Genomic DNA, 24,564 nt, shown 5'->3' on the forward strand with positions numbered 1-24,564 from the left:
ATGTTGGAATCCCGTTACGCCAGATCCATTTCATGGCCATACCCCCGACAACCGGCGCTTTCGCCCCCGAGGAGCCCGATATGAAGAACAACACGCTTGCCATCGCCCTTGCCTCGCTGCTGGTCGGCGGCGTCGCCGTCGCCGCGTTCCAGGGCAACCGCGACGATGCGCCGCGAGCCGACATCGCGCCGGCCGCGGGCCTGGTCGATTCCAACGGGAATGGCGCCCTGGGCTTCGGCGACGACGCTGCGATCCCGGCCGATGGCCGCCTCGAATACGCCCGCGTGCTCGCCATCGAGCCGGTGACCGAGCGCGAGGCCCAGTACGCCACCGTGATCGGCTCCGAGGCCATCCGTGAAACCACCACCAGCAACAGCCCGCGCGAGGTCTGCAACGACGTCGTGGTGCAGGAGCGTCTGCCGGAGCGCGACGGCAACGTCGGCGGCACCGTGGCCGGCGCGGTCATCGGCGGCCTGGTCGGCAACCAGGTCGGCGGCGGCAACGGCCGCAAGCTGGCCACGGTCGCCGGCGCGGTGGGCGGCGGATTCGCCGGCCGCGAGGTCGATCGCCGCCACGTTGGTGGCCAGGTGGTCGAGCGCATCGACCGCCAGTGCCACACGGTGCAGGACAGCTCGCAGTCCTCGCGCGTGGTCGCCTACACGGTGACCTACCGCAACCCGGACGGCACCACCGGCACCATGCGCACCGACAGCAAGCCCGGCAACCGCATCGCCCTGGGCGATACCGACGTGACCGTCGGCTACGACGTCACCTACAGCTATGACGGCGTCGAGCGCAGCATCCGCATGGACGAGCGCCCCGGCGATCGCCTGCCGGTGATCGATGGCCAGGTCGTGACCCAGGTCGCTGCCCTGGACAACGGCCCCGGCCGCGGCTGATCCGCCCGCAGCTGGTAATGCAACGATGGCCGCACCCCCACCCGGGTCGCGGCCATCCTGTTTCTGGCCCATTGCCCTTTGCGGGAGCGGCCATAGCCGCGAATGATCCTGCCGCGGCCCGGTCGCGGCTATAGCCGCTCCCACAACAGCGCGCGGCCCCCAGGCTGCCCGGCCGCCGCTACAATGCGGGGTTTCCCGCCCACCGGTAGCGCTTGCATGGCCCTGAATCCGTACGACCTTTACGACGTCCGCTCCCTGCTCAGCGAAGAGGAGCGCGCGGTGCAGGACACCGTCGCCCGCTTCACCGACGAGCGCGTGCTGCCGATCATCGGCGAATGCTTCGACGAAGGCCGTTTCCCGAAGGAACTCATCCCCGAGATCGCAGGCCTCGGCCTGCTGGGCGCCACGCTTCCGGCCGAATACGGCGGCTCCGAGCTCAACTACGTCAGCTACGGCCTGATCTGCCAGGAGCTGGAGCGCGGCGATTCCGGCATCCGCAGCTTTGCCAGCGTTCAGTCCTCGCTGTGCATGTACCCGATCTTCGCCTACGGCACCGAAGAGCAGAAGAAGCGCTGGCTGCCCGACATGGCCGCCGGCAAGGTCATCGGCTGCTTCGGCCTGACCGAGGCGCACGGCGGCTCCGATCCCGCCAACATGAAAACCCACGCCAAGCGCGACGGCGATGACTGGATCATCAACGGCTCCAAGATGTGGATCACCAACGGCAACGTGGCCGACATCGCGATTGTCTGGGCGCAGACCGATGATGGCATCCAGGGTTTCGTGGTCGAGAAGGACTTCGCCGGCTTCAAGGCGCAGGAGGTCAAGCACAAGATGAGCCTGCGCGCATCGGTGACCAGCGCGCTGTTCTTCGACGGCGTGCGCGTGCCCGAAGCCAACCGGCTGCCGAACGTGAAGGGCCTGAAGGGCCCGTTGGGCTGCCTGACCCAGGCCCGCTACGGCATCACCTGGGGCCCGATCGGTGCGGCCATCGCCTGCCTGGACGAAGCGCTCAACTACAGCAAGGAACGCATCCTGTTCGGCCGCCCGGTGGCGGCAACGCAGAGTGCGCAGCTCAAGATGGCCGACTGGGCCCGCCGCATCACCAGCGCGCAGCTTCTGAGCCTGCAGCTCGGCCGCCTGAAGGACGCCGGCAAGATGCAGCCCACGCAGGTGAGCGTGGCCAAGTGGAACAACTGCCGCATGGCCATCGACATCGCCCGCGAGGCACGCGACCTGCTTGGCGGCGCCGGCATCACCACCGAGCACTGCCCGATCCGCCACGCGCTCAACCTGGAATCGGTGATCACCTATGAAGGCACCGAGACCGTGCACCAGTTGGTGGTCGGCCGCGAGTTGACGGGCATCAACGCCTTCGGCGGCTGAATCGCCATCCGGGGCGCCGTACCCTCGGCGCCTCATCGGTCCAAGCGCCACAGGTAGATCCGCCATGTCCCAGGCCGATATCCGACTCGAAACCCAACGCCTCGTCCTGCGCGTGCCGCGGTTCGAAGACTTCGACCGCTTCGCCGAGCTGATCGGCGACGAGCAGGCCGCGCGCCACATTGGCGGCCATGCCCCGCGCGCCGCGGCCTGGCGCAGGTTCCTGCAGCAGCCCGGTGCGTGGATGCTGCAGGGCTTCGGCATGTTCTCGATCATCGACAGGGACAGCGGCGTCTGGCTTGGCCAGGCCGGGCCGTGGAAGCCCGAGGGCTGGCCGGGCAACGAGATCGGCTATTCCTTCCATCCTGATGCCTGGGGCAGGGGCTACGCCACCGAAGCCGCGACCGCCGCGATCGACTGGGCGCTGGCGAACCTCGGCTGGAACGACTTCATCCACTGCATCGCGTCGGAGAACCTTGCGTCGCAGCAGGTGGCCAAGCGCCTCGGGTCGACCCTGAAGGGGCCCGGGCGGCTGCCTGCGCCCCACGAGGACGCAGCGGTCGAGGTCTGGGGCCAGACTCGCGACGAGTGGCAGGCACGCCCGCGGGGGCAGCAGGCATCGTGCTGAAGCATCGCGGGACCCTTGCGGCCTGCCTGTTCGCCCTGGCCATCGCGCTGTTCGTCGCGCCGGTGCAGGGCGCCACGCAGCACAGCATCGCGCCGGACCCGGACTGGATCGAGCTGCAGCCGGTTCGTGGTGACGCCGGCACCGCACCGGTCGCCGACGATGTCCGCTACCTGCTGGTCGACGACCAGGTCAACCTGCTGGGCGCGGAGCCGGTCTGGCACAGGCGCCTGGTCGAGCGCGTCATCAGCGAGCGCGGGCTTGCGGACGCGGCGCGCCTGTCGATCGACTTCCAGCCGCTGTACCAGCGCGTGGAGATCCACGCGATCGAACTGCTGCGCGATGGCGAGCGCATCGACCGCCGGCAGCGCGCCGACATCCAGGTGCTACGCCGCGAATCGGACATGGAGTCCGGGATCCTCGACGGCCGCCTGACGGTCCAGGTCACGGTGCCGGACGTGCGCGTGGACGACCGGATCGATTACCGCTTCAGCGTCACCGGCGCCAACCCGATCTTCGGCAGCGAGTACCACGACACCTATGCGGCGGGCTACGGCGTCGCGCTGGCCGAGCGCCGCGTGCGCTTCCTGCACCGGCCGGATGTCACCCTGAACCACCGCGTCGACAGGCCCGGATACAGCGTCGCGCAGGGCGGTGGCGACGGCTACCGCAGCCTGGAATTCCGGGCCTCCGACCTGCCGCGCATCGTCGAGGACGACGATACGCCGCAGTGGCACGACGGCTTCGGGCGCCTGCGCGTGTCCACCCTGGAGGACTGGTCCGCGGTCGCCGCCTGGGCGAAGCCGCTGTATCCCGCGCGGCTGCGGGACCGCGCGCTGGCGCAGGAGCTGGCCGCGAAGCTGCAGCTGGATGCGGCCGATCCGATGGGCTCGATGGAGCGCGCGATCGCCTTCGTGCAGGGCGAGGTCCGCTACACCGCGATCGACATGGGCAGCCATTCCCACGCGCCCAGCCCGCCCGAGACCACGCTCGAGCGCCGCTTCGGCGACTGCAAGGACAAGTCCTCGCTGCTGGTGTCGCTGCTGGCCGAAGCCGGCATCGAGGCCGAGCCCGTGCTGGTCAACACCCATGCGCGCAGCGCCGTCGCCCGGCGCCTGCCCAGCCCGCTGGCCTTCGACCACGTGGTGGTGCGCGCGCGCACCGACGATGGCGACGTCTGGATCGACGCCACGCGCAGCCGCGAACGCGCGCCGCTCGGCGAGCGCGAGCCGCTGCCGTTCCGCTACGGCCTGCCGGTGTACAGCAGCGGCGGGCTGGTGGAAATTCCGGCGCCGGTGCCCGCGCTTCCGGATGTCGAAGTCACCCAGCGCATCCGCCTGGACGCTTCGGGTGGCGATGCGCGGGCCCTGTTCGGCGTCGTGACCGACTACCGCCGCGGCGAGGCCGAGGACCGGCGCGTCCAGTACGAGGACAGCGCGCGCGGCGATATCGGTGAACGCTATCTGTCCTACATGCGCTCGTTCTACGACGGCATCGCCGCCGCCGGCCGGCCCGATGCCGCCGAGCCGCCGGCGCCGGGCGTGATGCGCACGGTCGAGGGCTACCGCCTGGACTGGAACATGGAGCGGGAAGGGCAGGCCTTCGGCATCGTCCTGTTCCAGCTTGGCGACTGGTTGCCGACGCTGCCACAGCGCGCCAGGACAGCGCCGCGCCTGCTCGCGGGGCCGCAGTACGCAACGCACACGATCCGCGTCGACTATGCGCGCGGCTGGTCCATCACGCCCGGGGTGGATCTGGTCGAGAACCCCTGGTTCTCGTTCGAGCGACGGGTCGGAGTGGAAGGCGAAGACCTGGTCGTCTCCGGCAGCTGGCGCCGCCACGCCGACGAAGTCCCGGCCGCGGACTACGCACGCTTCCGCAGTGACATGGAGAGCGCCAGGGACCTGCTGGCATACCGGGTCGACCTGGACGCAACGCCGGCCATTTTTTCGGCCCGTGCCGCGGACTGGGCCTGGCCGGCGGCGGCAACCGTCGTCCTGGCCGCGCTGCTTGGCCTGGCCTGGAGGCGCAGGCGCAGGGACCGGCTGTCGGGAATGCTGTTCGCGCCAAGGCCGACGATGGCGACGCTGCTGGAACGCCCCCGTGCCTGGTGGCCGGCGCTGGCGCTGATCGCGTTGACCGCGGTGCTGGGCGCGGCGCCCGATTTCGTCGGCGAGTCCCGCGGCGGCAACCTGGTCCTGGCGATCGCCAGCCTCGTGGCGTCGCTGGTCTGGTTCCCGCTCTACACCCTGTTGCTGATGGGCTGCCTGCGCCTGCTTTCGGTGCGCGCAGGCTTCGGCAACCTGCTGTTGGCCGCCGCCTGGGCCTGCGTGCCCTACCTGCTGTTCCTGCTCCTTGCCGGCATGGCGCTCGGCGGCCGGATCCAGGCCTTTGCCGACGGCCATGAAATGCAGCCGTCCGACGTCCCCGGCGTCCTGCTCGCAGTGCTGCTGGTGTTCACCGGCGTGTGCTGGAGCATGGTGACCAGCATCAATGCAAGCGCGGTGGCGGCATCCACCGGGCGCGCCAAGACGCTTGGCGCGTTCGTGCTGTCCTTCCTGTTCCTGGTCGGCCTGGTGCTGGTCGTGGGACTGGTGGCCGCCGTCGTCTATTTTTCCGGGGGCGGGGGGCTGTGATCCCGTCCCCCCATCGATCCCAGCCTTCCTGCAAGCCCCGTCCGGAGCATCGCAAGCCATGACCAGTTCCAGCGTTCCGTCCCCGATCCCCGCCCGCATGCGCGGCCTCAACCGCGCCGAGATCTGCGACGTCAATTTCAGCGAATTCGTGCGCGGCTGGGAGGGTGGCAACGGCCGTGCGCCCGGCGCCGACGACGCCATCCTGCCCGGCAGCGCGCTCGACGCCACCGGCTTCATGGAGCTGTTCGAATCGCAGCTGGTCAGCCGCCACCTGGACCTGATGGCGCGCGTGCTGCGGGTACAGAACAAGGTCTTCTACACCATCGGATCGAGCGGCCACGAAGGCAACGCGATGGTGGCGCGCGCGACGCGCCACACCGATCCCGCCTTCCTGCACTACCGCTCCGGCGCCTTCATGGCCGAGCGTTTCCGCAAGCTGCCGGGCATGGATCCGGTGATGGATTCGGCGCTGTCGTTCGCGGCGTCAAAGGACGATCCGGCCTCGGGCGGTCGCCACAAGGTGTGGGGCAGCAAGCCGCTGTGGGTGCTGCCGCAGACGTCCACCATCGCATCGCACCTGCCAAAGGCCCTGGGCACCGCGGTCGCGATCGAGCAGGGCAGGCGCATCGGCCATCCGCTGCCGGTGCCGGGCGACAGCATCGCCATCTGCTCGTTCGGCGACGCATCCAGCAACCACGCCACCGCGCAGACCGCGTTCAACGCCGCCGCCTGGACCGCCTACCAGAAGCTGCCGGCACCGGTGCTGTTCGTGTGCGAGGACAACGGCATCGGCATCTCGGTGAAGACGCCCGACGGCTGGATCGCGCGCAACTTCGCGCAGCGCCCGGACCTGGACTATTTCACCGCCGACGGCCAGGACCTGGCCACCGGCTACGGCGACGTGCAGCGCGCCGTCGACCATTGCCGCCGCACCCGTCGCCCCACCTTCCTGCACCTGCGCACCACCCGGATCATGGGTCACGCCGGCACCGATTTCGAGATCGAATGGCGCTCGATCGAAGAGCTGTGCGCGGTCGAAGCCACCGATCCGCTGCTGCGTTCGGCCGCGATCGCGCTCGAGTCCGGACTGATGTCGAAGGACGACGTCATCGACCTGTACGAGGCCACGCGCGCGAAGTGCTTCGCCGCCGCCGAGGACGCCGACAGCCGCCCGCGCCTGGACAATCTCGAAGACGTGATGGCGCCGCTGGCTCCCTACACGCCCGACGCAGTGGCCGCCGAGGCCGGGCGCACCGATTACGACGAGCGCCGCCTTGAAGTGTTCGGCAGCGAAGCCAAGCTGCCCGAGAACCAGCCGCCGAAGCACCTCGCGATCCAGATCAACCAGGCACTGCACGACCTGTTCGCCAAGTACCCCGAAGCCCTGCTGTTCGGCGAGGACGTGGCCCAGAAGGGCGGCGTCTACACCGTCACCAAGGGCCTGCAGAAGTCCTTCGGCGCGCGCCGTGTGTTCAACACCCTGCTGGACGAAACCGTGATCCTCGGCCTCGCCCAGGGCTACGCCAACATGGGCCTGCTGCCGATGCCGGAGATCCAGTACCTGGCCTATTTCCACAACGCCTGCGACCAGATCCGCGGCGAGGCGGCGTCACTGCAGTTCTTCTCGAACGGCCAGTACCGCAACCCGATGGTGATGCGCATCGCCTCGCTCGGCTACCAGCGCGGCTTCGGCGGGCATTTCCACAACGACAACTCGATCACCGCGCTGCGCGACATCCCGGGCCTGGTGGTCGGCTGCCCCAGCCGCGGCGACGACGCGGCCACCATGCTGCGCACGATGATGGCGCTGGCCAAGGTCGACGGTCGCGTCTGCGCTTTCCTCGAGCCGATCGCGCTGTACATGACCAAGGACCTGCACGAGCCTGGCGACGGCGGCTGGCTGACGGAGTTCCCGGCCCCCGGCGAGTCGATGGAGCTTGGCGAAGGCCGCGTCTACGACGAGGACCACGAGGATCTGGTGATCTTCAGCTACGGCAACGGCGTGCCGATGAGCCTGCGCGCCGCACGCGCGATCGAGGCGAAGCACGGCTGGAAGGTGCGCGTGGTCGACCTGCGCTGGCTGGTGCCGCTCAACGAGGACTTCATCCGCGACCAGGCCGCGAGCGCGACCCGCATGCTGATCGTCGACGAAGGCCGCCGCAGCGCCGGCGTGGGCGAGGGCGTCGTGACCGCGATCGTGGAGGGCGGCTTCGCCGCGCGCCCCTTCCTGCGCGTGACCGGCGCCGACACCTTCACCCCGCTGGCCGGCGCCGCCTTCCTGGTGATCCCGTCCGAAGAAGAAATCGTCGCCGCCGCCGACCGCCTCGCCGCCACCTGACCGCGCAACCACCCGACCTCGCGGCCACCCGACCCGCAACCACCTGTAGGAGCAGCTATAGCTGCGACCGGCTACATGTTGCGACGTCTCGCCGAAGGCGCGCGGTACGGCAGGTCGGTGGGTACTCCGTGGGCTGTCCCGCTGCGCGGGCCTTTATGCCCACTCCGCACCCCCCAACCCGCCTTGCAGCGCCTTCCCGCGGCCCGCCGGAAAATCAAAGGCGCGACGCCGGCGGAGTACCCGCCCATCCTCCGCCCCCGCCAAGCCTTAAGGCGCGACGACCCGTACCTCAACCCGACGGTTTGGCGCAAGACAGTCAATCAAAGCCTGCCCCTTCACATCATCACAGTCGGCCACGGGCTCCACACTGCCACGCCCCACCGCCGTAACCAGCTCACCCGGCACACCCGCGGCAATCAGATGATCCCGCACCGCCGCCGCGCGCTTGCGCGACAGCTCCACGTTGGCCGTGTCCCTGCCGATGCGATCGCTGTGGCCGATCACATGCACCGCCTCGATGCCGGACGTGGCAAATACCCGCGCCGCCAGATCATCGAGCTCCGCGCGCCCCGCATCGCTCAGGTTCTCCACGCTGGCCTTGCCGAACGCGAACAGCGCATCGCCGGACAGCGTGTGGTTGAACGAGGCCGGCGGCGGTGGCGGCTCCGGCGTTGCTGGTGCGGGCTCCGGCGCAGTCGCGCAGGCTGCGATCAGGCAGGTGGCCGCGAGCGCGGCCAAGGTCGGCTTCCACTGGCGATACATGTGATTCCCCTGGTTCGTTGCGGGCGGCGCGATGGCCCCATGCCAAGCGTCCGCTCCGGATCCCCCTGCGCCCGAGCATAACGCCGGAACGTGTCCGTGCCGCAACCGGAGCCGCTGTTCGGGAACTCCGGAGGGGCGGCGGCAGGGCCGCCGGCCCTCAGCGCGCCAGGCCGTCCAGCAGCGACAGCGGCGCCAGGGCGGCGCCATCAACATGCAGCGGCGGCGCGTCTTCCGCCCGCTCAAGCGGCAGTACCGCCAGCGCCAGCGCCAGCGCGGCGTGGCCGGGCGCTTCGCCGCCGGCCGCGGCGGCCGCGACCACGGTCCCGAGCGCGCGATCGCCCTCCATCACCGAGGCACCGGCAGCCGGCACGATCGCGCAGCCGAACAAGGCCAGCCCGCGCTTTGCCTGGCCGAGGAAGTGCGTGCGGGCCACGATTTCCTGGCCCGGGTAGCAGCCCTTGTGCACGCTGTAGGCGCGCAGGCGCTCCAGCGACAGCTGCTGCGGGGTGAAGGCTTCGAGCGTCGCCGTGCCGGGGCGCGGCAGGCCGTGCGCGATATCGAATGCGCGCCAGCGGGCGAGGGCGTCGGCATCAACGCGGGGACCATCGGCAGCGGCATCGCCTGCCTCCGCTCCGGTCTCGCCAAGGCTGCCGGCAGACGCGATGCGCAGGGTTCGCGGCGTCGTGCCGTCGCCGAAATCGAGTTCCACGCCGCCATCGGTATCGATCATTGCAATTGCGCCGGACGCAGCGGTCGCGCCAACCACGTTGCTCGGCGCATCAAACACCCCGCAGACCGACAGCCCCCCGGGAATTCCCAGCTTCACCTTGCTGCGGAACACGAAGCGCCCCAGCGCTGCGGACAACGCGTCGGCGTCACCATCGGGCAGCAGCAGCCACAGCGTCTCCGGCCCCACGCGCAGCAGCGCGAACAGGGCCTGCACCCGGCCCTTCGGCGTCAGCCAGCCACTCCATTGCCACTGGCCGTCGGCCAGCTTCGAAAGATCGCCCATGAACTGCGCCTGCGCGAAGGCGATCGCATCGCGGCCTTCAAGCGCGAGCAGGGCATGGTCGGAAAGGGCGAAAAACGGTGCCTGCGCGGCGGCTGGCTTGTCCAAACTGTGCTCCGGGACGTAGACTTCGACTCGTGCAAGATCCCGCAATCATAGGCGATACGCCCCCGGAGACGCCCCCGGCGAGCTCCCCGGGCGATGCTCCGGCATCGCCGCCGGCGCCCGAGTTCGGTGGGCGCGACGGCCCCGATCCAACGCGCTACGGCGACTGGGAGAAGAACGGACGCTGCATCGATTTCTGATGCGGGGCCGCCGGACGCGGCCACAGCAAGACCTTCGTAAGCCAACGCGGCGCTGCCGCCGCCCAGCAAGAGACGCCTGCCGCGATGACCCATTCCAACCGCCCCCTGTCGCCGCACCTCCAGGTGTACCGCTGGCAGATCACCATGCTCATGTCGATCCTGCACCGAGCCACCGGCATCGCGCTGGTGGTCGGCGCGTTCGGACTCGCGTGGTGGCTGCTTGCCGTCGCCGCCGGCGGCGAGGCCTATGCCTCCGCTGCCGCCTGCCTGGCCTCGCCGCTGGGCAAGGTCGCGCTGTTCGGGTTCTCGGCAGCCCTGGTCTACCACCTGCTCAACGGCATCCGCCACATGCTGTGGGATGCCGGTTGGGGCATGTCGATTCCCGAGGTCTACCGCTCCGGCTACACCGTGTTCGGGCTCACCGTGGTGCTGACCGCGCTGATCTGGTTCGTTGCGCTGGGAGCATCGGCATGAGCGACGTCAAGGTGACCCCCGACTACCGCACGCCGCTGTCGCGGGCGCGCCGCCTGGGTTCGGCCAAGTCCGGCACCGGCCACTTTTGGTGGCAGCGCGTCACCGCCGTGGTGCTGGCGCTGCTGGTGCCGTGGCTGGTCGGCACCCTGGTGTCGATGGTTGGCGCCGACCTCGGCCGCGTCTACGAGGTCTTCTCGCGCCCCTACAACGCCATCCTCATGGCGCTGTTCGTGATGGCGCTGTTCTGGCACGCGAAGCTCGGCATCCAGGTGGTGATCGAAGACTACGTGCACAACCGCGCCGTCGAGCTCACGCTGCTTGTGCTCAACATCCTCCTCTGCGTGCTCGGCGCGCTGGGATCGCTGTACGCGATCGCCCGCATCGCGCTGCTGGCCTGACAAGACGCCCGAAATGACCAACGCCTACAAGATCACTGAACACAACTACGACATGATCGTGGTCGGAGCCGGCGGCGCCGGCCTCCGCGCCACCTTCGGCCTGGCCCAGAAGGGCCTGCGCACCGCCTGCATCACCAAGGTGTTCCCGACCCGTTCGCACACGGTCGCGGCGCAGGGCGGCATCTCGGCCGCGCTCGGCAACATGGGCGAGGACGACTGGCGCTTCCACTTCTACGACACCATCAAGGGCTCCGACTGGCTGGGCGACCAGGACGCCATCCAGTACATGTGCCGCGAGGCCATCCCCGCGATCATCGAGCTCGAGCACCAGGGCGTGCCGTTCTCGCGCACCGAAGAGGGCAAGATCTACCAGCGTCCCTTCGGCGGCATGACCACGCACTACGGCAAGGGCACTGCACAGCGCACCTGCGCCGCCGCCGACCGCACCGGCCACGCCATGCTGCACACGCTGTACCAGCAGTCGCTGGCGCACAAGGCCGAGTTCTTCATCGAATACTTCGCGCTCGACCTGATCATGGACGAGGAGGGCGCCTGCCGCGGCGTGCTCGCCATCGACATGGCCGAGGGCACGCTGCACCTGTTCCGCGCCCAGGGCACGGTGCTGGCCACCGGCGGCTACGGCCGCGCCTACTTCTCCGCGACCTCCGCGCATACCTGCACCGGCGACGGTGGCGGCATGGCGCTGCGCGCGGGCCTGGGCCTGCAGGACATGGAGTTCGTGCAGTTCCATCCCACCGGCATCTACGGCGCCGGCTGCCTGATCACCGAGGGCGTGCGCGGCGAAGGCGGCATCCTGCGCAACTCCAACGGCGAGCGCTTCATGGAGCGCTACGCGCCCAACGCCAAGGACCTCGCCAGCCGTGACGTCGTCAGCCGCTCGATGACCATCGAGATCCGCGAAGGCCGCGGCGTCGGCGAGCACAAGGACCACATCCACCTCGACCTGACCCACCTCGATCCCAAGGACATCCACGAGAAGCTCCCGGGCATCTCGGAGTCCGCGCGGATCTTCGCCGGCGTCGACGTCGAGAAGCAGCCGATCCCGGTCATCCCCACCGTCCACTACAACATGGGCGGCGTGCCGACCAACTACCACGGCGAAGTGGTGCAGCTGAAGGACGGCAACCCGGACTCCGTGGTCCCGGGCCTGTACGCCATCGGCGAGGCCGCCTGCGTCTCGGTGCATGGTGCCAACCGCCTGGGCTCGAACTCGCTGCTGGACCTGGTGGTGTTCGGCCGCGCGGTGGCCAACCGCTGCGCCGAGACCATCAAGCCGGGCCAGCCGCACAAGACGCTCGCCCGCGACGCCTGCGACAAGGCGCTGTCCAACCTCGACACGCTGCGCAACGCCAACGGCGGCACGCCGACGGCGGTGATCCGCGACAACATGCAGCGCACCATGCAGGCCGACGCCGCGGTGTTCCGCACCGGCGAGACCCTGGCCGAGGGCGTGCACAAGATCCGCGAGATCCACGCGTCGTTCGCCGACGTCAAGGTCAGCGACCGCTCGCTGGTCTGGAACTCCGACCTGATCGAGACCATGGAGCTGCAGAACCTGCTGGGGCTGTCGCTGGCGACCATCGTCGCGGCCGAGAACCGCAAGGAATCGCGCGGCGCCCACGCCCGCGAGGACTTCCCGGACCGCAACGACGCCGAATGGCAGAAGCACTCGCTGACCTGGGTGGACGAGGCGGGCAACACCCGCATCGACTACCGCCCGGTGCACATGTACACGCTCGACGATGAGGTCGAAGTCGTCCCGCCCGTTGCGCGCGTCTACTAGGATCGATAAGCAGATGGCCGAATTCTCACTCCCCAGGAACTCCAGGGTCCACAAGGGCAGGCACTTCGCCGCGCCGGCGGGCTCGACCCGCGTGCGCGAGTTCAAGGTCTACCGCTGGAGCCCGGACGACAACGAGAACCCGCGCACCGACACCTACGAGATCGATCTCGACAAGTGCGGCCCGATGGTTCTCGACGCGCTGATCAAGATCAAGAACGAGGTCGATCCCACGCTGACCTTCCGCAGGTCCTGCCGCGAGGGCATCTGCGGTTCGTGCGCGATGAACATCGACGGCACCAACACGCTGGCCTGCACCAAGGCCATCGACGACTGCGGAAAGGGCGAGGTGCCGATCTACCCGCTGCCGCACATGGAAGTGGTCAAGGACCTGGTCCCGGACCTGACCCATTTCTACGCGCAGTACGCCTCCATCCAGCCCTGGATCCGCACCCAGAGCGCGCCGCCGCCGGACCGCGAGCGGCTGCAGTCGAAGGAAGACCGCGCCAAGCTCGACGGCCTGTACGAGTGCATCCTCTGCGCCTGCTGCAGCACCGCGTGCCCAAGCTACTGGTGGAACGGCGAGCGCTATCTCGGCCCGGCGGTCCTGCTGCAGGCCTACCGCTGGATCGTCGACTCGCGCGACGAGGACACCGGTGCGCGCCTGGACGATCTCGAGGATCCGTTCAAGCTCTACCGCTGCCACACCATCATGAACTGCACGCGGACCTGCCCGAAGGGGCTCAACCCCGCCAAGGCCATCAGCGAGATCAAGCAGCTGATGCTGGCCCGCCAGGTCTGATCCATACCGCGCCGGCACCTGCCGGCGCGTTCGTATCCGGGGAAGCGCGATGACAAGCAACTTGATCCTGTGGCCCGCCGTGGTCCTGATCGCGCTGACCTTCGTGGTGGCGGTGGTGATGTACCGCCGGCGCGTGTCGGTGATGAAGCGCGAGCGCGTGCATCCGCAGTCGGTGGCGCTGTCGGCGCAGATCGCGCAGCGGCTTACCGATACTCGCGCGTCGGACAACTACCGCAACCTGTTCGAACTGCCGGTGCTGTTTTATTTCGCTGTCGCCGTGGCGATCGGCGCCGGTGTGCGCGATCCATGGGTGCTCGGGCTGGCCTGGGGCTTTGTCGCCCTGCGCATCGTGCACAGCATGATCCACTGCGGCTACAACAAGGTCATGCATCGCTTCCAGGTCTTTATCGCGGGCTTCTTCGTGCTGGCGCTGCTCTGGATCCGCCTGGCCTGGTACCTGTTCCTGGCATGAGCACACCCGTCGACAAGCCCATGCCCGACGACGAGGCCGAGTTCCGCCGCCTGCGCTGGCGCTGCCGGCGCGGCATGCGCGAGCTCGACCAGTTGCTTGAGCGCTGGCTGGAGCGCGAATGGCGGCAATCCCCGACGGCCGAGCGCGAAGTCTTCCTGCGGCTGCTGGACAGCGAGGACGATAGGCTGTGGAAATGGTTCCTCGGCCAGCAACGCCCCGATGACGACGCCCTCGACGCCCTGGTCCACCGGATCCGCGCCCTGCCGCATTGACTGGCGGCCGTCGCGCTGGCCTTCGGCGATCCTGATCCTGCTGGGCGTGCTTGCGCCCGTCGCGGTGCTGGCCAGCGAGATGCCGCGCGCAGTGGCCTGGCTGCTGGCCGCGGCCGCGGCGGTGCAGAGCCTGCATTCCGCCGCGCGCGAGTGGCGGCGGGTCCCGCGCAGCCTGTTGTTCACCGCCGATGGCCGCCTGCAGGTCGATGACGTCGATGTGGCCGACATCGAGTTGCAGTGGCGCGGGCCGCTCGCTTTTCTCTCCTGGCGTGATGCCGAAGGCCGCCGCCGGCGCCTGGCCTGGTGGCCCGACACCCTGCCGCCGCGCTGGCGCCGTGAACTCCGGCTGGCCGTCGACAGGCTGCCCACTGCGCGCGCGGGGCCATCGGTGGCACCATAGCGGCCTTCGAGCTGGCGAGACCCGATGTTCAAACCATTACCTGTCGCCATCGGCATGCGCTATCTGCGCGCCAAGCGCCGCAACGGCTTCATCTCCTTCATTTCGCTGGCCTCCATCCTCGGCATCGCGATCGGCGTGACCGCGCTGATCACCACGCTTGCGGTGATGAGCGGGTTCCAGCGCGAGATCCGCGACCGCATGCTGCAGATGACGCAGCACGCGACCGTCAGCGCGCACGGCGAGCCGATGCAGGACTGGCAGCGCGCGGTCGATGCCGCGGTGGCCGATCCGCGCGTTGCCGGCGCCGCGCCCTACATCTCCACCGAAGGCCTGCTTTCGGGCAAGCGCCGCGAGCCGGCCATGATCCGCGGCATCACCCCGGCCGACGAGGCCAAGGTCTCGGTGCTGGGCGAGCGCATGGTCGAAGGCAGCCTCGATACATTGACGCCGCGCAGCTACAACATCGTGCTCGGCCGCGAGCTGGCGGCGTGGCTGGGCGTGCGCCTCGGCGACAGCGTGGTGGTCACCACCGACTTCCAGGCCACGCCCATGGGCGCGGTGCCGCAGCTCAAGCGCTTCACCGTCAGCGGCGTGTTCGAAGCCGGCTACCAGGAGTTCGACAAGGGCCTGGCGGTGGTCAACATCGAAGACCTGCAGCGCCTGCTGCGCATGGGCGACGGCGTGACCGGCGTGCGCCTGCACATGCACGACATGGACCAGGCCTATGCTGTGGCGCGCGACCTGGCGTTGAAGCTTGAAGGCCCGTACATGGTCAGCGACTGGACCATGGAGAACGCGCACCTGTTCCGCGCGCTGAAGCTCGAGAAGACCATGATCGCGATCCTGCTGTCGCTGATCATCGCCATGGGCGCCTTCAACCTGGTGTCGTCGCAGGTGATGCTGGTCACCGACAAGCAGTCCGACATCGCCATCCTGCGCACCCTGGGGCTCACGCCGGCCGGGGTGATGCAGGTGTTCATGGTGCAGGGCTCGCTGATCGGCGTGTTCGGCACCGTGCTGGGCGTGGTCGGCGGCGTGGCACTGACGCTCAACCTCGAGCGCATCCTGCGCCTGATCGAGGCCGTGACCGGCGCCGAGCTGATGCCGGCCGACGTCTACTACATCACCGGGCTACCGACCGAGCTGAGCGCGCAGGACATCGTGATCGTGGCCCTGGTCGCGCTGGCCATGGCCTTGCTGGCCACCATCTACCCGGCGCGGCGCGCGGCGCGCACCGACCCGGCGGAGGCGCTGCGCTATGAGTGACCGGAAAGCGAAAGACGCCCGGATGCGCGCGGTTGCCGGATCGGGTGCCGGTGATCCCGTCGGTGCCGGTGCAGGTGCCGGTGCGGTCGACATGGCGGAGCGCCAGGCGGGCGAAGTGGTCGGTGCCGGGGCCTTGGGCAAGACCTATGCCGAAGGCCGGATGCACACGCCGGTCTTCGACGGACTCGACCTGTCGGTGTCGGCCGGCGAGACCGTGGCGATCCTCGGCGCATCCGGTGCCGGCAAAAGCACGCTGCTGCACCTCCTCGGCGGCCTCGACACGCCCACCGCCGGCGAGGTCTACGTCGCCGGCCAGCGCATGAGCGCGCTGTCGGACGCCGAGCGTGGCCGCCTGCGCAACCGCGCGCTCGGCTTCGTCTACCAGTTCCACCATCTGCTGCCCGAGTTCACCGCGCTCGAAAACGTGATCCTGCCGGTGCTGCTGTCGGGTGCCGGCGTAGCGGACGCGTCTGCGCGCGCCCGCGTGCTGCTGGAGTCCGTCGGCCTCGGCCATCGCCTTGAGCACAAGCCCGGCGAACTCTCCGGCGGCGAACGCCAGCGCGCCGCCGTCGCCCGCGCCCTGGTCAACCGCCCCGCCTGCGTGCTCGGCGACGAACCCACCGGCAACCTCGACGAAAAGACCGCCGCCACCGTGTTCGAACTGATGCTCGAGCTCAACCGCGCCGAACGCACCAGCCTGGTCCTGGTCACCCACGACCGCCGCCTCGCCCGCCGCCTCGACCGCGTCCTCGAACTCCACGAAGGCAAACTCCGCGAGATCCCCCCCGCCTCCGCCTGAAACCCCCTTTTTTTTGGGGGACGGCTACTCGGCGTGGGCGGCCACATTGCGGGAGACGGCAATTTGTGGGAGCGGCTATAGCCGCTCCCACAAAAGCCCGACACGCATGTCGGGGAAGCTACCGCTGGCACCCCGACGCGGAAGCGTCAGCCTAGGCCCATGCCCAGGCCACGCTCCCAAACCCTTCGTCGCGGACGCTGGTCCGAAGCCGGCAGCATCTACCTCCTCACCTTCGTCACGGATCAACGTCGTTCGTGGTTCAGCGATGGGGATCCTGCGTCGCGCATCTCAGGTGCCCTTGCCGATCGTGCTGCCTGGGCTGGCTCCAGGCTTTTGTGCTGGGTGCTGATGCCCGATCACTGGCACGGCGATTCCGACCATGCCAATCGCGGCCATGGCCGCTCCCACAAAAGCCCAGCGATCGCAGCTATAACTGCTTCTGCTTCTGCTTCTGCTTCTGCTTCTGCTCCTGCATCTGCTCCTGCATCTGCATCTGCATCTGCATCTGCGGTTGATCCTGTTGCTCCTGTGTCTGTAGTTGCTCCTGCATTCGGGGTGGGGGTGGCGGGGGCGCTGGTTTTGGGGGCGTCTGTTTGCCTGCGGCTTCCGGCTTTGCCGGCGGCGGCCCTGCTTGCGGCGTTGCTGCTCGTGGGGCTTGCCGGCTGGTGGCGCTTGCGCAGCCGCTGGCGCTGGGCCGGGGCGATGCTAGTCGGGTTCGCGCTCTGCGGCCTGCATGCCGCGACGTCGCTCGGCGCGCAGCTCCCCGCGGAGCATGAACGGGCCGACTTCACCGTCAGCGGGCGGGTCATCGGCCTGCCGGAGAACGAGCTGCGGCGCACGCGCTTCCAGCTTCGGGTCGACGACGACCCTGCGCTGCCCGAATTCCTGCGTGGGGCGAAGCTGCGCCTGTCCTGGTACGAGAACGACTGGTCGGACGAGCTCACGCGTCGCCACGAGCTGCAGCCCGGCGCGACTTGGCGTCTGCAACTTCGCCTGCGCGCGCCGCGCGGGCTGCGCAATCCCGGCGGCTTCGACAGCGAGCGCCACGCCATGGCCGCGCGCATCGCCGCCACCGGCTATGTGCGCGAACAGGCGACGGCGGAGCAGCTCGCCTCGCCGCGCGGCATCGACGCCTGGCGCAACCGCATCGCGACCCGCATCGACGAAGCCGTAACCGGCGCATCCTCGCGTTACGTGCGCGCGCTGGCGCTGGGCGATACGCGCGCCCTGTCCGACACCGACTGGGAGCTGCTGCGCGCCACTGGTCTGACCCACCTGATCGCCATTTCCGGCTTCCACGTCGGGCTGGTCGCGGGCTTCTTCGCCCTGTTGGGAGCGGGGCTGTGGCGGCTTTTTCCGGCACTGTGCACGGTCATCCCGAGACCCCAGGCCGCGGCCGCTGCGGCCTTCCTCGGCGCACTTGGCTACGCCGCCGTCGCCGGCTTCGCCCTGCCCACGGTGCGAACGGTGCTGATGATCGCGGTGGTGGTCGCCGCGCGGCTGTCACGACGGCGGCTGCGTATTTCGGAGTCGCTGGCGTTGGCCGCGATCGCCATCGTCCTGGTCGATCCGCTGGCGCTGCTCTCGCCCGGGTTCTGGCTCAGCTTCGGCGGCGTCGCCTGGCTGCTGTGGTGCCTGCCGCAGGCCGGCGGCCGCCCGCTGCGCGACTTCCTTTCCGCGCAGTGGGTGGCCACGCTCGGGCTGCTGCCGATGACCGCCATCCTTTTCGGCCAGGCCTCGCTGGCCGGGCCTTTCGCCAACCTGGTGGCGATTCCGTGGTGGAGCCTGGTGGTGGTGCCGCTGTCGCTGGTGGGCACTGCGCTGGAAGGCCTGCACGCAGGCTGGGGGAGTGACGCCTGGCGACTGTCGGCCCGGGCTTTCGACCTGTCCTGGCCGCTGTTCGAGCGCCTCGGCAACAGCCCGCTGGCGCTGTGGTGGCTGCCGGAAGCACGCTGGTTTGCGCTGCCGATGGCGATGCTCGCCGCGTTCTGGATCCTGCTGCCGCGCGGCGTGCCCGGCAAGCCGCTTGCCCTGCTGCTGTGGCTGCCGCTGCTGTGGCCCGACCGCCAGCTGCCGCGGCATGGCGAGGTCGAGCTGGTGGTGCTGGACGTGGGGCAGGGCATGTCGCTGCTGGTGCGCACCGCCGGCCACACCATGCTCTATGACATGGGCCCCGCCATCCGCGATGGCTACGACGCCGGCGAGCGCGCCGTGGTGCCGGCGCTGCACGCTCTGGGCGTACGCCGGGTCGAGGCGATGGTGGTGAGCCACGGCGATGCCGACCATGCCGGCGGCCTGGACGCGGTGCGCCGGCGCTTCCCCGCGAAGCGCCTGCTGGCACCAGAAGGGATCGCCTTCGAGGGCGCGTCGGACTGCCTGGCCGGAAGCGGCTGGAAGCGCGACGGCGTGACCTTCCGCTTCCTGCACCCGCCGCTGCATTTCCCCTACCTGCGCAACGAATCCAGCTGCGTGCTGCGGATCGAAACCGCCCACGGCGCGATCCTGCTGACGGGCGACATCGGCGAAGCGGTGGAGGAGCGCCTGGTTGGACGCGTGCCGCAGGATCTTCCGGTGGACGTGGTCCTGGTGCCGCACCATGGGTCCAGGCATTCGTCGACGGTGGAATTCGTGGCCGCGACCTCGCCCCGGCTGGCGCTGGTATCGGCCGGGCACGGGAACCGGTTTGGCCATCCCGACGCGAACGTGGTCGAACGCTGGCAGGCTGCCGGCGCGCGCGTGCTCGAGACCCCCGCTGCCGGCGCGCTCCGCGTTCGCCTTGGGGAGGCCGGGCCGGAGATCGAAGCAGAACGTGATCGCCGTCGCCGTTTCTGGGACGCCGAAGCCGCCTCCCGCCTGCGGGAGCAGCTATAGCCGCTCCTGCAGAAGCGGTTGTAGGAGCAGCTATAGCTGCGATCGGTGTGCGTGGACGGTGCAGAGTCGCCCGGCGGTGCGGCATCGCAGCTATAGCTGCTCCCACAAAGGCCGGCTGCTCCCACACAGCCGGGCTGCTCCCACACAGGCGGGCTGCTCCCACACAGGCGGGCTGCTCCTACGGGGCGGGATTGTGGCGTTATCCTATGGGCCCTGTTTCCCGGGCCCCCCGGCCTCTGGAGTGATGCGTGCTGGAACTGGTCAAGGCCGGCGGTTGGCCGATGCTGCCGCTGCTGTTGTTGTCGGCGGTGGCGCTGGCGATCATCGTTGAACGCTTCTGGACGCTGCGCCGCAACCAGATGCTCCCGGCCGGCCTCGGCCGCGAGGTACGCGACTGGGTCGGCCGCGGCGGGCAGCTCGATCCGTCCCACATCGAGTCGCTGCGCGGCAACTCGCCGCTGGGCGCGCTGCTGGCCAGCGTGCTCGACATGCGCAACCACCCGCGCGAAGAGATGCGCGAGCGCGTCGAGGACGTCGGCCGCCACCAGGCGCATCGCATGGAGCGCTACCTCAACGCGCTCGGCACCATCGCCGGCATCGGGCCGCTGCTGGGCCTGTTCGGCACCGTGGTCGGCATGATCCAGATGTTCCTCGGCATCATGGATGTCGGCATGGGCGAGATGAACGAGCTGGCCGGCGGCATCGGCAAGGCCCTGGTCTGCGCCGCCGCCGGCATGGTGGTGGCGGTGCCGGCGCTGATGTTCCACCGCTTCTTCCGCGGCCGCATCGATGGCTACATCGTCGCCATGGAGCACGAGGCGATCGCGCTGATGGATGCCCTGGATCCGCGCAACCGCCCGGGCAGGGCCTGACCCGCGCATGCGCATCCGCGACCGCCGCGCCGAGGACATCCCCGAGATCAACCTCGTTCCGCTGATCGACGTGATCCTGGTGCTGATCATCTTTTTCGTGGTCACCACGACCTTCGATACCCGGTCGATGCTCAAGCTCGAGCTGCCGCGTGCCGACGCGCGCGCCGCCGACAGCGAGCAGCCCTCGCTGAGCGTGCTGGTCAACGCCGAAGGCCGCTATTTCATCGATGACCGCGAGGCCCTGCGCACCGACGTCGAGTCGATCAAGGCCACGATCCTTGAAGTCGCCGGCGAAGACCGCGAGCGCCCGGTGCTGCTGCGCGCCGACGCCCGCACGCCGCACCAGGCGGTTGTGACCGCGATGGACGCACTTGGCCAGCTGGGCTTCCGCCGCATCTCGATCGCGACCGCGCCCGAGGCCGGCGGCAATGTCGTGCAGGATCCCGCGCAGTGAGCAGCGCGGGCGGACGGGACCCGTCACAGCCAGAGGCCCCGGCCGCCGAAGGCGCACCCTCTGCCTGGCAGACCTACCGCCGCCTCCTCGGCCACACCGTCAACTACCGGCCGCTGCTGATCGTGGCGATGGTCGGCATGGTGATCGAGGCCGCGGCCGGCGCCGCCTTCGTCTGGCTGATGGAGCCGCTCACCAACCAGGGCTTCGTCGATCCCGACCCGGACATGGCGCTGATCCTGCCGCTGGCGATCATCGGCCTGTTCCTGCTGCGCGGCGCGGCGACCTTCTGCACCGACTACGGCATCGCGCGGGTGGGCCGCAGCGTGGTGCGCGACCTGCGCGAGCTTGTGCTGGGCAAGTACCTGCGCCTGCCGAGCAGCCGCTTCGACACCGAAGCCGTGCCGCAGATGGTCAGCCGGCTCAACTTCGACACCGAACAGGTCACCCAGGCCAGCGCCGACGCGCTGAAGATGCTCATCGCCGACGGCCTGACCATCGTCTTCCTGTTTGGGCTGATGCTCTGGACCAGCGTCAAGGTGACGCTTGCGATGATCCTGATCGCGCCGCTGATCGGGGTGCTGGTCTGGTACGTGGGCGGCCGCTACCGCCGCATCAGCCGCGGCATCCAGACCGGCATGGGCGATCTGGCGCACAGCGCCGAGCAGTCGCTGGCCGCGCAGCAGGACGTCAAGGTGCACGGCGCGCAGGCCTTCGAGCAGGGGCGCTATTCGGCGCTCGCCAACCGCGTGCTGGGCCTGAACATGAAGGTCGAGGCCACGCGCGCGGCGTCCTCGGCGCTCGTGCAGATCCTGGCGGCGCTGGCGCTGGCGGCGATCGTCTGGGTGGCGATCCGCGAATCGCTGGCGGGGCAGCTGAATCCCGGCGAGTTCATCAAGCTGATGACCGCGATGATGGGCATCATTCCGTCCCTGCGGCGCATTACCAACGTGCAGAGCGTGCTGGGCCGCGGCGTGGCTGCCGCCGAGCGCCTGTTCGCGATCCTCGATGACGAGGAAGAGGACGACCGCGGCCGCCACAGGGTCGAGCGCGCGCGCGGCGAGCTGGTGTTCGACGATGTCGGCCTGCGCTACGCTCGCGGCGACGGCAGCGCGCTGGAGAACGTGAGCTTCCGCGCCGCGCCCGGCACCGTCACCGCCATCGTCGGCCGCTCCGGCAGCGGCAAGACCAGCCTGGTGCGCCTGGTGCCGCGCTTCTACGAGCCCAGCTCGGGCCGCATTACGCTGGACGGCGTGCCGCTGGCCGACTACCCGCTGGCCGACCTGCGCCGGCAGATTGCGCTGGTCGGCCAGCGCGTGGCGCTGTTCGACGACACCGTCGCCGCCAACATCGCCTACGGCATCGATGCGCCACTTGAATCCATCCGCGCCGCCGCCGAAGCCGCCAACGCCTGGGAATTCATCGAACGCCTGCCGCAGGGCCTGGACACGCCGATTGGCGAGAACGGCTCACTGCTCTCCGGCGGCCAGCGCCAGCGCCTGGCGATCGCCCGCGCGATTCTGCGCGACGCGCCGATCCTGATTCTCGACGAAGCCACCGCCGCGCTCGACACCGAGTCCGAGCGCCTGGTGCAGGACGCGCTGCAGCGGCTGATGCCCGACCGCACCACGCTGGTGGTCGCGCACCGCCTGTCGACCATTGAGCACGCCGACCAGGTGCTGGTGTTCGACCAGGGCCGCATGGTGGAGCAGGGCACCCACGCCGAGCTGCTGGCGCGGGGCGGGCTGTACGCGCACCTGCATGCGATGCAGTTCCGCGACGGTGGTGCCGCATGAGCCGCCGCGAAACCCCGCGCTGGTGGTACGGCGGCGGCCGCGTGCCGCTGTGGGCGCACGCGGTGTCGCGCGTGTACGCCGCGCTGGTCGCGCTGCGCGTGCGCCTGTACCGCATCGGGCTGCTGGGGAAGCGCCGGGTGAAGGTGCCGGTGCTGGTGGTCGGCAACCTGGTCGCCGGCGGCAGCGGCAAGACGCCGCTGACCATCGCCATCGTCGAACGCCTGCGCGCCGAGGGCTGGAATCCCGGCGTCGCCACCCGCGGCTACGGCCGCGCGGACGAGTCGAAGCCGCTGTGGGTCGAAGCCGGCACGCCCGCAGCCCAGGGCGGTGACGAGCCGGTGCTGATCGCGCGCCAGTCCGAAGCCCGGGTGCGCGTCGACCGCGACCGCGTCGCCGCCGCGCGCGCGCTGGCCGCCGCCGGCTGCGACATCGTGGTCTGCGACGACGGCCTGCAGCACTACGCGCTGGCGCGCGACATCGAGATCGAAGTCATCGATGGCCGCCGCCGCCACGGCAACGGCCTGCCGATCCCCGCCGGCCCCATGCGCGAGCCCGCCGCGCGCGCCGCGGCCTGCGACTTCCGCGTGCTCAACGCCGGCAGCGATCCCGACATCGCCGCCGGCTTTGGCGAGTGGCCGATGTGGCTGGCACCCGGCGACGCCGTGCCGCTGCTCGGCGGCCGCGGCCTGCCGCTGTCGGCGTTCGCCGGTCAGCGCGTGCACGCGGTGGCGGGCATCGGTGACCCGGAGCGCTTCTTCGAAATGTTGCGCGCCCTCGACATCGCCGTGGTGCCGCACGCGTTCCCCGACCACCACGCCTATGTCGAAGGCGACCTGCGCTTCGGCAGCGACCTGCCGGTGCTGATGACCGCCAAGGACGCCGTGAAGTGCGCCGCCTTCGTCGGCGAGCGCCACTACGCCGTCCCCGTCCGCGCCGAGCTCCCCGAAGCCTTCTGGGTCGCGCTGCTGGCCAAGCTCGCCCCCGCCTGACTCTGTGGGAGCCGCTATAGCCTCGATCGGGTCAGCGCGACTGTGGGAGCGGCTATAGCCGCTCCCACAAAAGCGGCTCCTGCGGGTCAGGGCGGCACAATCGGGGCACAATCGGGGCATGACCAGGCAATCCTTTACCGTCGCCATCCCCGCGCGTTTCGCCGCGTCGCGCCTTCCGGGCAAACCGCTGCGCCTGCTCGCGGGCGAGCCGCTGGTCCTGCACGTCGCCCGCCGCGCGCTGGCCGCGGGCGCGGACGCGGTCTGGGTGGCCGCCGATGACGACCGCATCGCCGACGCACTCGCCAACAGCGGCGTCCGCATCGCCATGACCTCGCCGCACCACGCCTCCGGAAGCGACCGCCTGGCCGAGTGCGCCGCCATCGCCGGCTGGGCCGACGACACCGTGGTGGTCAACCTGCAGGGCGACGAACCCTTCGCGCCCGCCGCCGGCATCCGCGCCGTGGCCACGGCGCTGCTGGACTCCGGTGCCGAGATGGCGACCCTCGCCACGCCGGTGGACGCCGCCGCCACGCTCGCCGATCCCAACGCGGTCAAGCTGGTCCGCGCCGCCAGCGGCGACGCCCTGTATTTCAGCCGCGCCCCGATCCCCTGGCCGCGCGACGCCTGGTCCACGGCCGAAGGCCGCGCCACGCTCCCGCCCGGCGGCCACTGGCTGCGCCACATCGGCATCTATGCCTATCGCGCTGGCTTCCTGAAACGCTTCGCGGCGCTGCCGCCCACGCCGCTGGAGCAGACCGAATCACTGGAACAGCTGCGCGCCCTCGAGCACGGCCATCGCATCGCCGTCGCCCTGTCGCCGGAGCAGTTTCCGCCCGGCGTGGATACGCCCGAAGACCTCGCGCACGCCGAACTCCGCATCGCCGCCGCCCAAGCGGCCCACGGCGCCCGCTGACCTCCGCCCGCTGCGCCTCAATTGCCCGAAG

The 24,564-nt window shown here is 69.9% G+C and carries 23 protein-coding genes; 21 read left to right on the top strand and 2 right to left on the bottom strand.

Annotation, left to right across the window (positions count from 1 at the left end; all coding sequences use genetic code 11):
* Positions 1–80 precede the first annotated feature (80 nt).
* The 5 genes from ACW7GZ_RS11225 (at position 81) to ACW7GZ_RS11245 (ending at position 7,881) form a co-directional block, all read left to right on the top strand.
* Positions 81–899 (top strand): glycine zipper 2TM domain-containing protein, encoded by an 819-nt coding sequence (locus ACW7GZ_RS11225; protein ID WP_457009243.1) that lies wholly within the window; start codon positions 81–83, stop codon positions 897–899.
* Positions 900–1,115: 216 nt separating this feature from the next.
* Entirely contained in the window at positions 1,116–2,285 is a 1,170-nt protein-coding gene (locus ACW7GZ_RS11230) for an acyl-CoA dehydrogenase family protein (RefSeq protein WP_457009245.1), read from the top strand.
* Positions 2,286–2,349: 64 nt separating this feature from the next.
* On the top strand, positions 2,350–2,910 hold the full coding sequence (locus tag ACW7GZ_RS11235; protein ID WP_457009247.1) for a GNAT family N-acetyltransferase: 561 nt from the start codon (positions 2,350–2,352) through the stop codon (positions 2,908–2,910).
* The gene (locus tag ACW7GZ_RS11240) at positions 2,904–5,543 is read left to right on the top strand and encodes a DUF3857 domain-containing protein (RefSeq protein ID WP_457009249.1); all 2,640 of its coding nucleotides are present in this window, start codon (positions 2,904–2,906) and stop codon (positions 5,541–5,543) included. Before ACW7GZ_RS11235 ends, ACW7GZ_RS11240 begins: the two co-directional genes overlap by 7 nt.
* Before the next feature lie 58 nt (positions 5,544–5,601).
* Entirely contained in the window at positions 5,602–7,881 is a 2,280-nt protein-coding gene (locus tag ACW7GZ_RS11245) for a thiamine pyrophosphate-dependent enzyme (RefSeq protein WP_457009251.1), read from the top strand.
* A gap of 267 nt (positions 7,882–8,148) precedes the next feature.
* Here ACW7GZ_RS11245 and ACW7GZ_RS11250 read toward each other — a convergent pair whose 3' ends face one another.
* Positions 8,149–8,643, bottom strand: coding sequence for an OmpA family protein (locus ACW7GZ_RS11250; protein ID WP_457002161.1), 495 nt, complete (start codon positions 8,641–8,643; stop codon positions 8,149–8,151).
* A 157-nt stretch (positions 8,644–8,800) separates the two neighbouring features.
* The gene (gene ygfZ / locus ACW7GZ_RS11255) at positions 8,801–9,760 is read right to left on the bottom strand and encodes a CAF17-like 4Fe-4S cluster assembly/insertion protein YgfZ (RefSeq protein ID WP_457009253.1); all 960 of its coding nucleotides are present in this window, start codon (positions 9,758–9,760) and stop codon (positions 8,801–8,803) included.
* A gap of 29 nt (positions 9,761–9,789) precedes the next feature.
* Here ygfZ and ACW7GZ_RS11260 point away from each other — a divergent pair, with 29 nt between their 5' ends.
* From ACW7GZ_RS11260 to kdsB, 16 genes are all read left to right on the top strand, one after another.
* Positions 9,790–9,957: a DUF1674 domain-containing protein gene (locus ACW7GZ_RS11260; RefSeq protein ID WP_457002165.1), complete on the top strand. Its 168-nt coding sequence runs from the start codon at positions 9,790–9,792 to the stop codon at positions 9,955–9,957.
* 84 nt (positions 9,958–10,041) lie between these two features.
* Positions 10,042–10,431: a succinate dehydrogenase, cytochrome b556 subunit gene (gene sdhC, locus ACW7GZ_RS11265; RefSeq protein WP_457002166.1), complete on the top strand. Its 390-nt coding sequence runs from the start codon at positions 10,042–10,044 to the stop codon at positions 10,429–10,431.
* Entirely contained in the window at positions 10,428–10,829 is a 402-nt protein-coding gene (gene sdhD / locus ACW7GZ_RS11270; protein ID WP_457002168.1) for a succinate dehydrogenase, hydrophobic membrane anchor protein, read from the top strand. Before sdhC ends, sdhD begins: the two co-directional genes overlap by 4 nt.
* A gap of 13 nt (positions 10,830–10,842) precedes the next feature.
* Positions 10,843–12,633 carry a succinate dehydrogenase flavoprotein subunit gene (gene sdhA, locus ACW7GZ_RS11275; RefSeq protein ID WP_457002170.1) on the top strand — a complete coding sequence of 597 codons (1,791 nt, stop codon included), beginning with the start codon at positions 10,843–10,845 and terminating at the stop codon, positions 12,631–12,633.
* Between the two features lie 13 nt (positions 12,634–12,646).
* Entirely contained in the window at positions 12,647–13,432 is a 786-nt protein-coding gene (locus ACW7GZ_RS11280) for a succinate dehydrogenase iron-sulfur subunit (protein ID WP_457009255.1), read from the top strand.
* Positions 13,433–13,481: 49 nt separating this feature from the next.
* The gene (locus tag ACW7GZ_RS11285; RefSeq protein ID WP_457009257.1) at positions 13,482–13,904 is read left to right on the top strand and encodes an MAPEG family protein; all 423 of its coding nucleotides are present in this window, start codon (positions 13,482–13,484) and stop codon (positions 13,902–13,904) included.
* Positions 13,901–14,176 (top strand): FAD assembly factor SdhE, encoded by a 276-nt coding sequence (locus tag ACW7GZ_RS11290; protein WP_457002175.1) that lies wholly within the window; start codon positions 13,901–13,903, stop codon positions 14,174–14,176. Before ACW7GZ_RS11285 ends, ACW7GZ_RS11290 begins: the two co-directional genes overlap by 4 nt.
* Entirely contained in the window at positions 14,124–14,576 is a 453-nt protein-coding gene (locus tag ACW7GZ_RS11295) for a hypothetical protein (RefSeq protein WP_457009259.1), read from the top strand. The genes ACW7GZ_RS11290 and ACW7GZ_RS11295 overlap by 53 nt, the downstream gene beginning before the upstream one ends.
* Positions 14,577–14,600: 24 nt before the next feature.
* Positions 14,601–15,842, top strand: coding sequence for a lipoprotein-releasing ABC transporter permease subunit (locus tag ACW7GZ_RS11300; protein ID WP_457002179.1), 1,242 nt, complete (start codon positions 14,601–14,603; stop codon positions 15,840–15,842).
* Between the two features lie 91 nt (positions 15,843–15,933).
* Positions 15,934–16,641, top strand: coding sequence for a lipoprotein-releasing ABC transporter ATP-binding protein LolD (lolD, locus tag ACW7GZ_RS11305; RefSeq protein WP_457002873.1), 708 nt, complete (start codon positions 15,934–15,936; stop codon positions 16,639–16,641).
* Between the two features lie 555 nt (positions 16,642–17,196).
* Entirely contained in the window at positions 17,197–19,512 is a 2,316-nt protein-coding gene (locus tag ACW7GZ_RS11310) for a DNA internalization-related competence protein ComEC/Rec2 (protein WP_457009260.1), read from the top strand.
* Positions 19,513–19,760: 248 nt separating this feature from the next.
* Complete coding sequence (locus ACW7GZ_RS11315) at positions 19,761–20,384, top strand: MotA/TolQ/ExbB proton channel family protein (protein WP_457002183.1); 624 nt, start codon at positions 19,761–19,763, stop codon at positions 20,382–20,384.
* 7 nt (positions 20,385–20,391) lie between these two features.
* A complete protein-coding gene (locus ACW7GZ_RS11320) occupies positions 20,392–20,838 on the top strand; it encodes an ExbD/TolR family protein (RefSeq protein WP_457002184.1) in 447 nt (148 codons plus the stop codon).
* Positions 20,835–22,631, top strand: a complete 1,797-nt coding sequence (gene msbA, locus ACW7GZ_RS11325) for a lipid A export permease/ATP-binding protein MsbA (protein ID WP_457002186.1) — start codon at positions 20,835–20,837, stop codon at positions 22,629–22,631. The genes ACW7GZ_RS11320 and msbA overlap by 4 nt, the downstream gene beginning before the upstream one ends.
* Positions 22,628–23,620 carry a tetraacyldisaccharide 4'-kinase gene (lpxK, locus tag ACW7GZ_RS11330; protein ID WP_457002188.1) on the top strand — a complete coding sequence of 331 codons (993 nt, stop codon included), beginning with the start codon at positions 22,628–22,630 and terminating at the stop codon, positions 23,618–23,620. The genes msbA and lpxK overlap by 4 nt, the downstream gene beginning before the upstream one ends.
* A gap of 118 nt (positions 23,621–23,738) precedes the next feature.
* On the top strand, positions 23,739–24,533 hold the full coding sequence (kdsB, locus tag ACW7GZ_RS11335; protein WP_457009262.1) for a 3-deoxy-manno-octulosonate cytidylyltransferase: 795 nt from the start codon (positions 23,739–23,741) through the stop codon (positions 24,531–24,533).
* Positions 24,534–24,564: the final 31 nt, after the last annotated feature.

The sequence above is a fragment of the Luteimonas sp. A537 genome, from assembly GCF_054052065.1.

Excerpts from the sequence above, each read along its gene's own strand:
- ACW7GZ_RS11285 (WP_457009257.1), top strand. The coding sequence starts at position 13,482 with ATGACAAGCAACTTGATCCTGTGGCCCGCCGTGGTCCTGATCGCGCTG.
- ACW7GZ_RS11280 (WP_457009255.1), top strand. The coding sequence starts at position 12,647 with ATGGCCGAATTCTCACTCCCCAGGAACTCCAGGGTCCACAAGGGCAGG.
- ACW7GZ_RS11300 (WP_457002179.1), top strand. The coding sequence starts at position 14,601 with ATGTTCAAACCATTACCTGTCGCCATCGGCATGCGCTATCTGCGCGCC.
- ACW7GZ_RS11245 (WP_457009251.1), top strand. The coding sequence starts at position 5,602 with ATGACCAGTTCCAGCGTTCCGTCCCCGATCCCCGCCCGCATGCGCGGC.
- sdhC (WP_457002166.1), top strand. The coding sequence starts at position 10,042 with ATGACCCATTCCAACCGCCCCCTGTCGCCGCACCTCCAGGTGTACCGC.
- ACW7GZ_RS11230 (WP_457009245.1), top strand. The coding sequence starts at position 1,116 with ATGGCCCTGAATCCGTACGACCTTTACGACGTCCGCTCCCTGCTCAGC.
- kdsB (WP_457009262.1), top strand. The coding sequence starts at position 23,739 with ATGACCAGGCAATCCTTTACCGTCGCCATCCCCGCGCGTTTCGCCGCG.
- sdhA (WP_457002170.1), top strand. The coding sequence starts at position 10,843 with ATGACCAACGCCTACAAGATCACTGAACACAACTACGACATGATCGTG.
- ACW7GZ_RS11290 (WP_457002175.1), top strand. The coding sequence starts at position 13,901 with ATGAGCACACCCGTCGACAAGCCCATGCCCGACGACGAGGCCGAGTTC.
- ACW7GZ_RS11235 (WP_457009247.1), top strand. The coding sequence starts at position 2,350 with ATGTCCCAGGCCGATATCCGACTCGAAACCCAACGCCTCGTCCTGCGC.
- ACW7GZ_RS11250 (WP_457002161.1), bottom strand. The coding sequence starts at position 8,643 with ATGTATCGCCAGTGGAAGCCGACCTTGGCCGCGCTCGCGGCCACCTGC.
- sdhD (WP_457002168.1), top strand. The coding sequence starts at position 10,428 with ATGAGCGACGTCAAGGTGACCCCCGACTACCGCACGCCGCTGTCGCGG.
- ACW7GZ_RS11320 (WP_457002184.1), top strand. The coding sequence starts at position 20,392 with ATGCGCATCCGCGACCGCCGCGCCGAGGACATCCCCGAGATCAACCTC.
- lolD (WP_457002873.1), top strand. The coding sequence starts at position 15,934 with ATGGCGGAGCGCCAGGCGGGCGAAGTGGTCGGTGCCGGGGCCTTGGGC.
- ACW7GZ_RS11225 (WP_457009243.1), top strand. The coding sequence starts at position 81 with ATGAAGAACAACACGCTTGCCATCGCCCTTGCCTCGCTGCTGGTCGGC.
- ACW7GZ_RS11295 (WP_457009259.1), top strand. The coding sequence starts at position 14,124 with ATGACGACGCCCTCGACGCCCTGGTCCACCGGATCCGCGCCCTGCCGC.
- lpxK (WP_457002188.1), top strand. The coding sequence starts at position 22,628 with ATGAGCCGCCGCGAAACCCCGCGCTGGTGGTACGGCGGCGGCCGCGTG.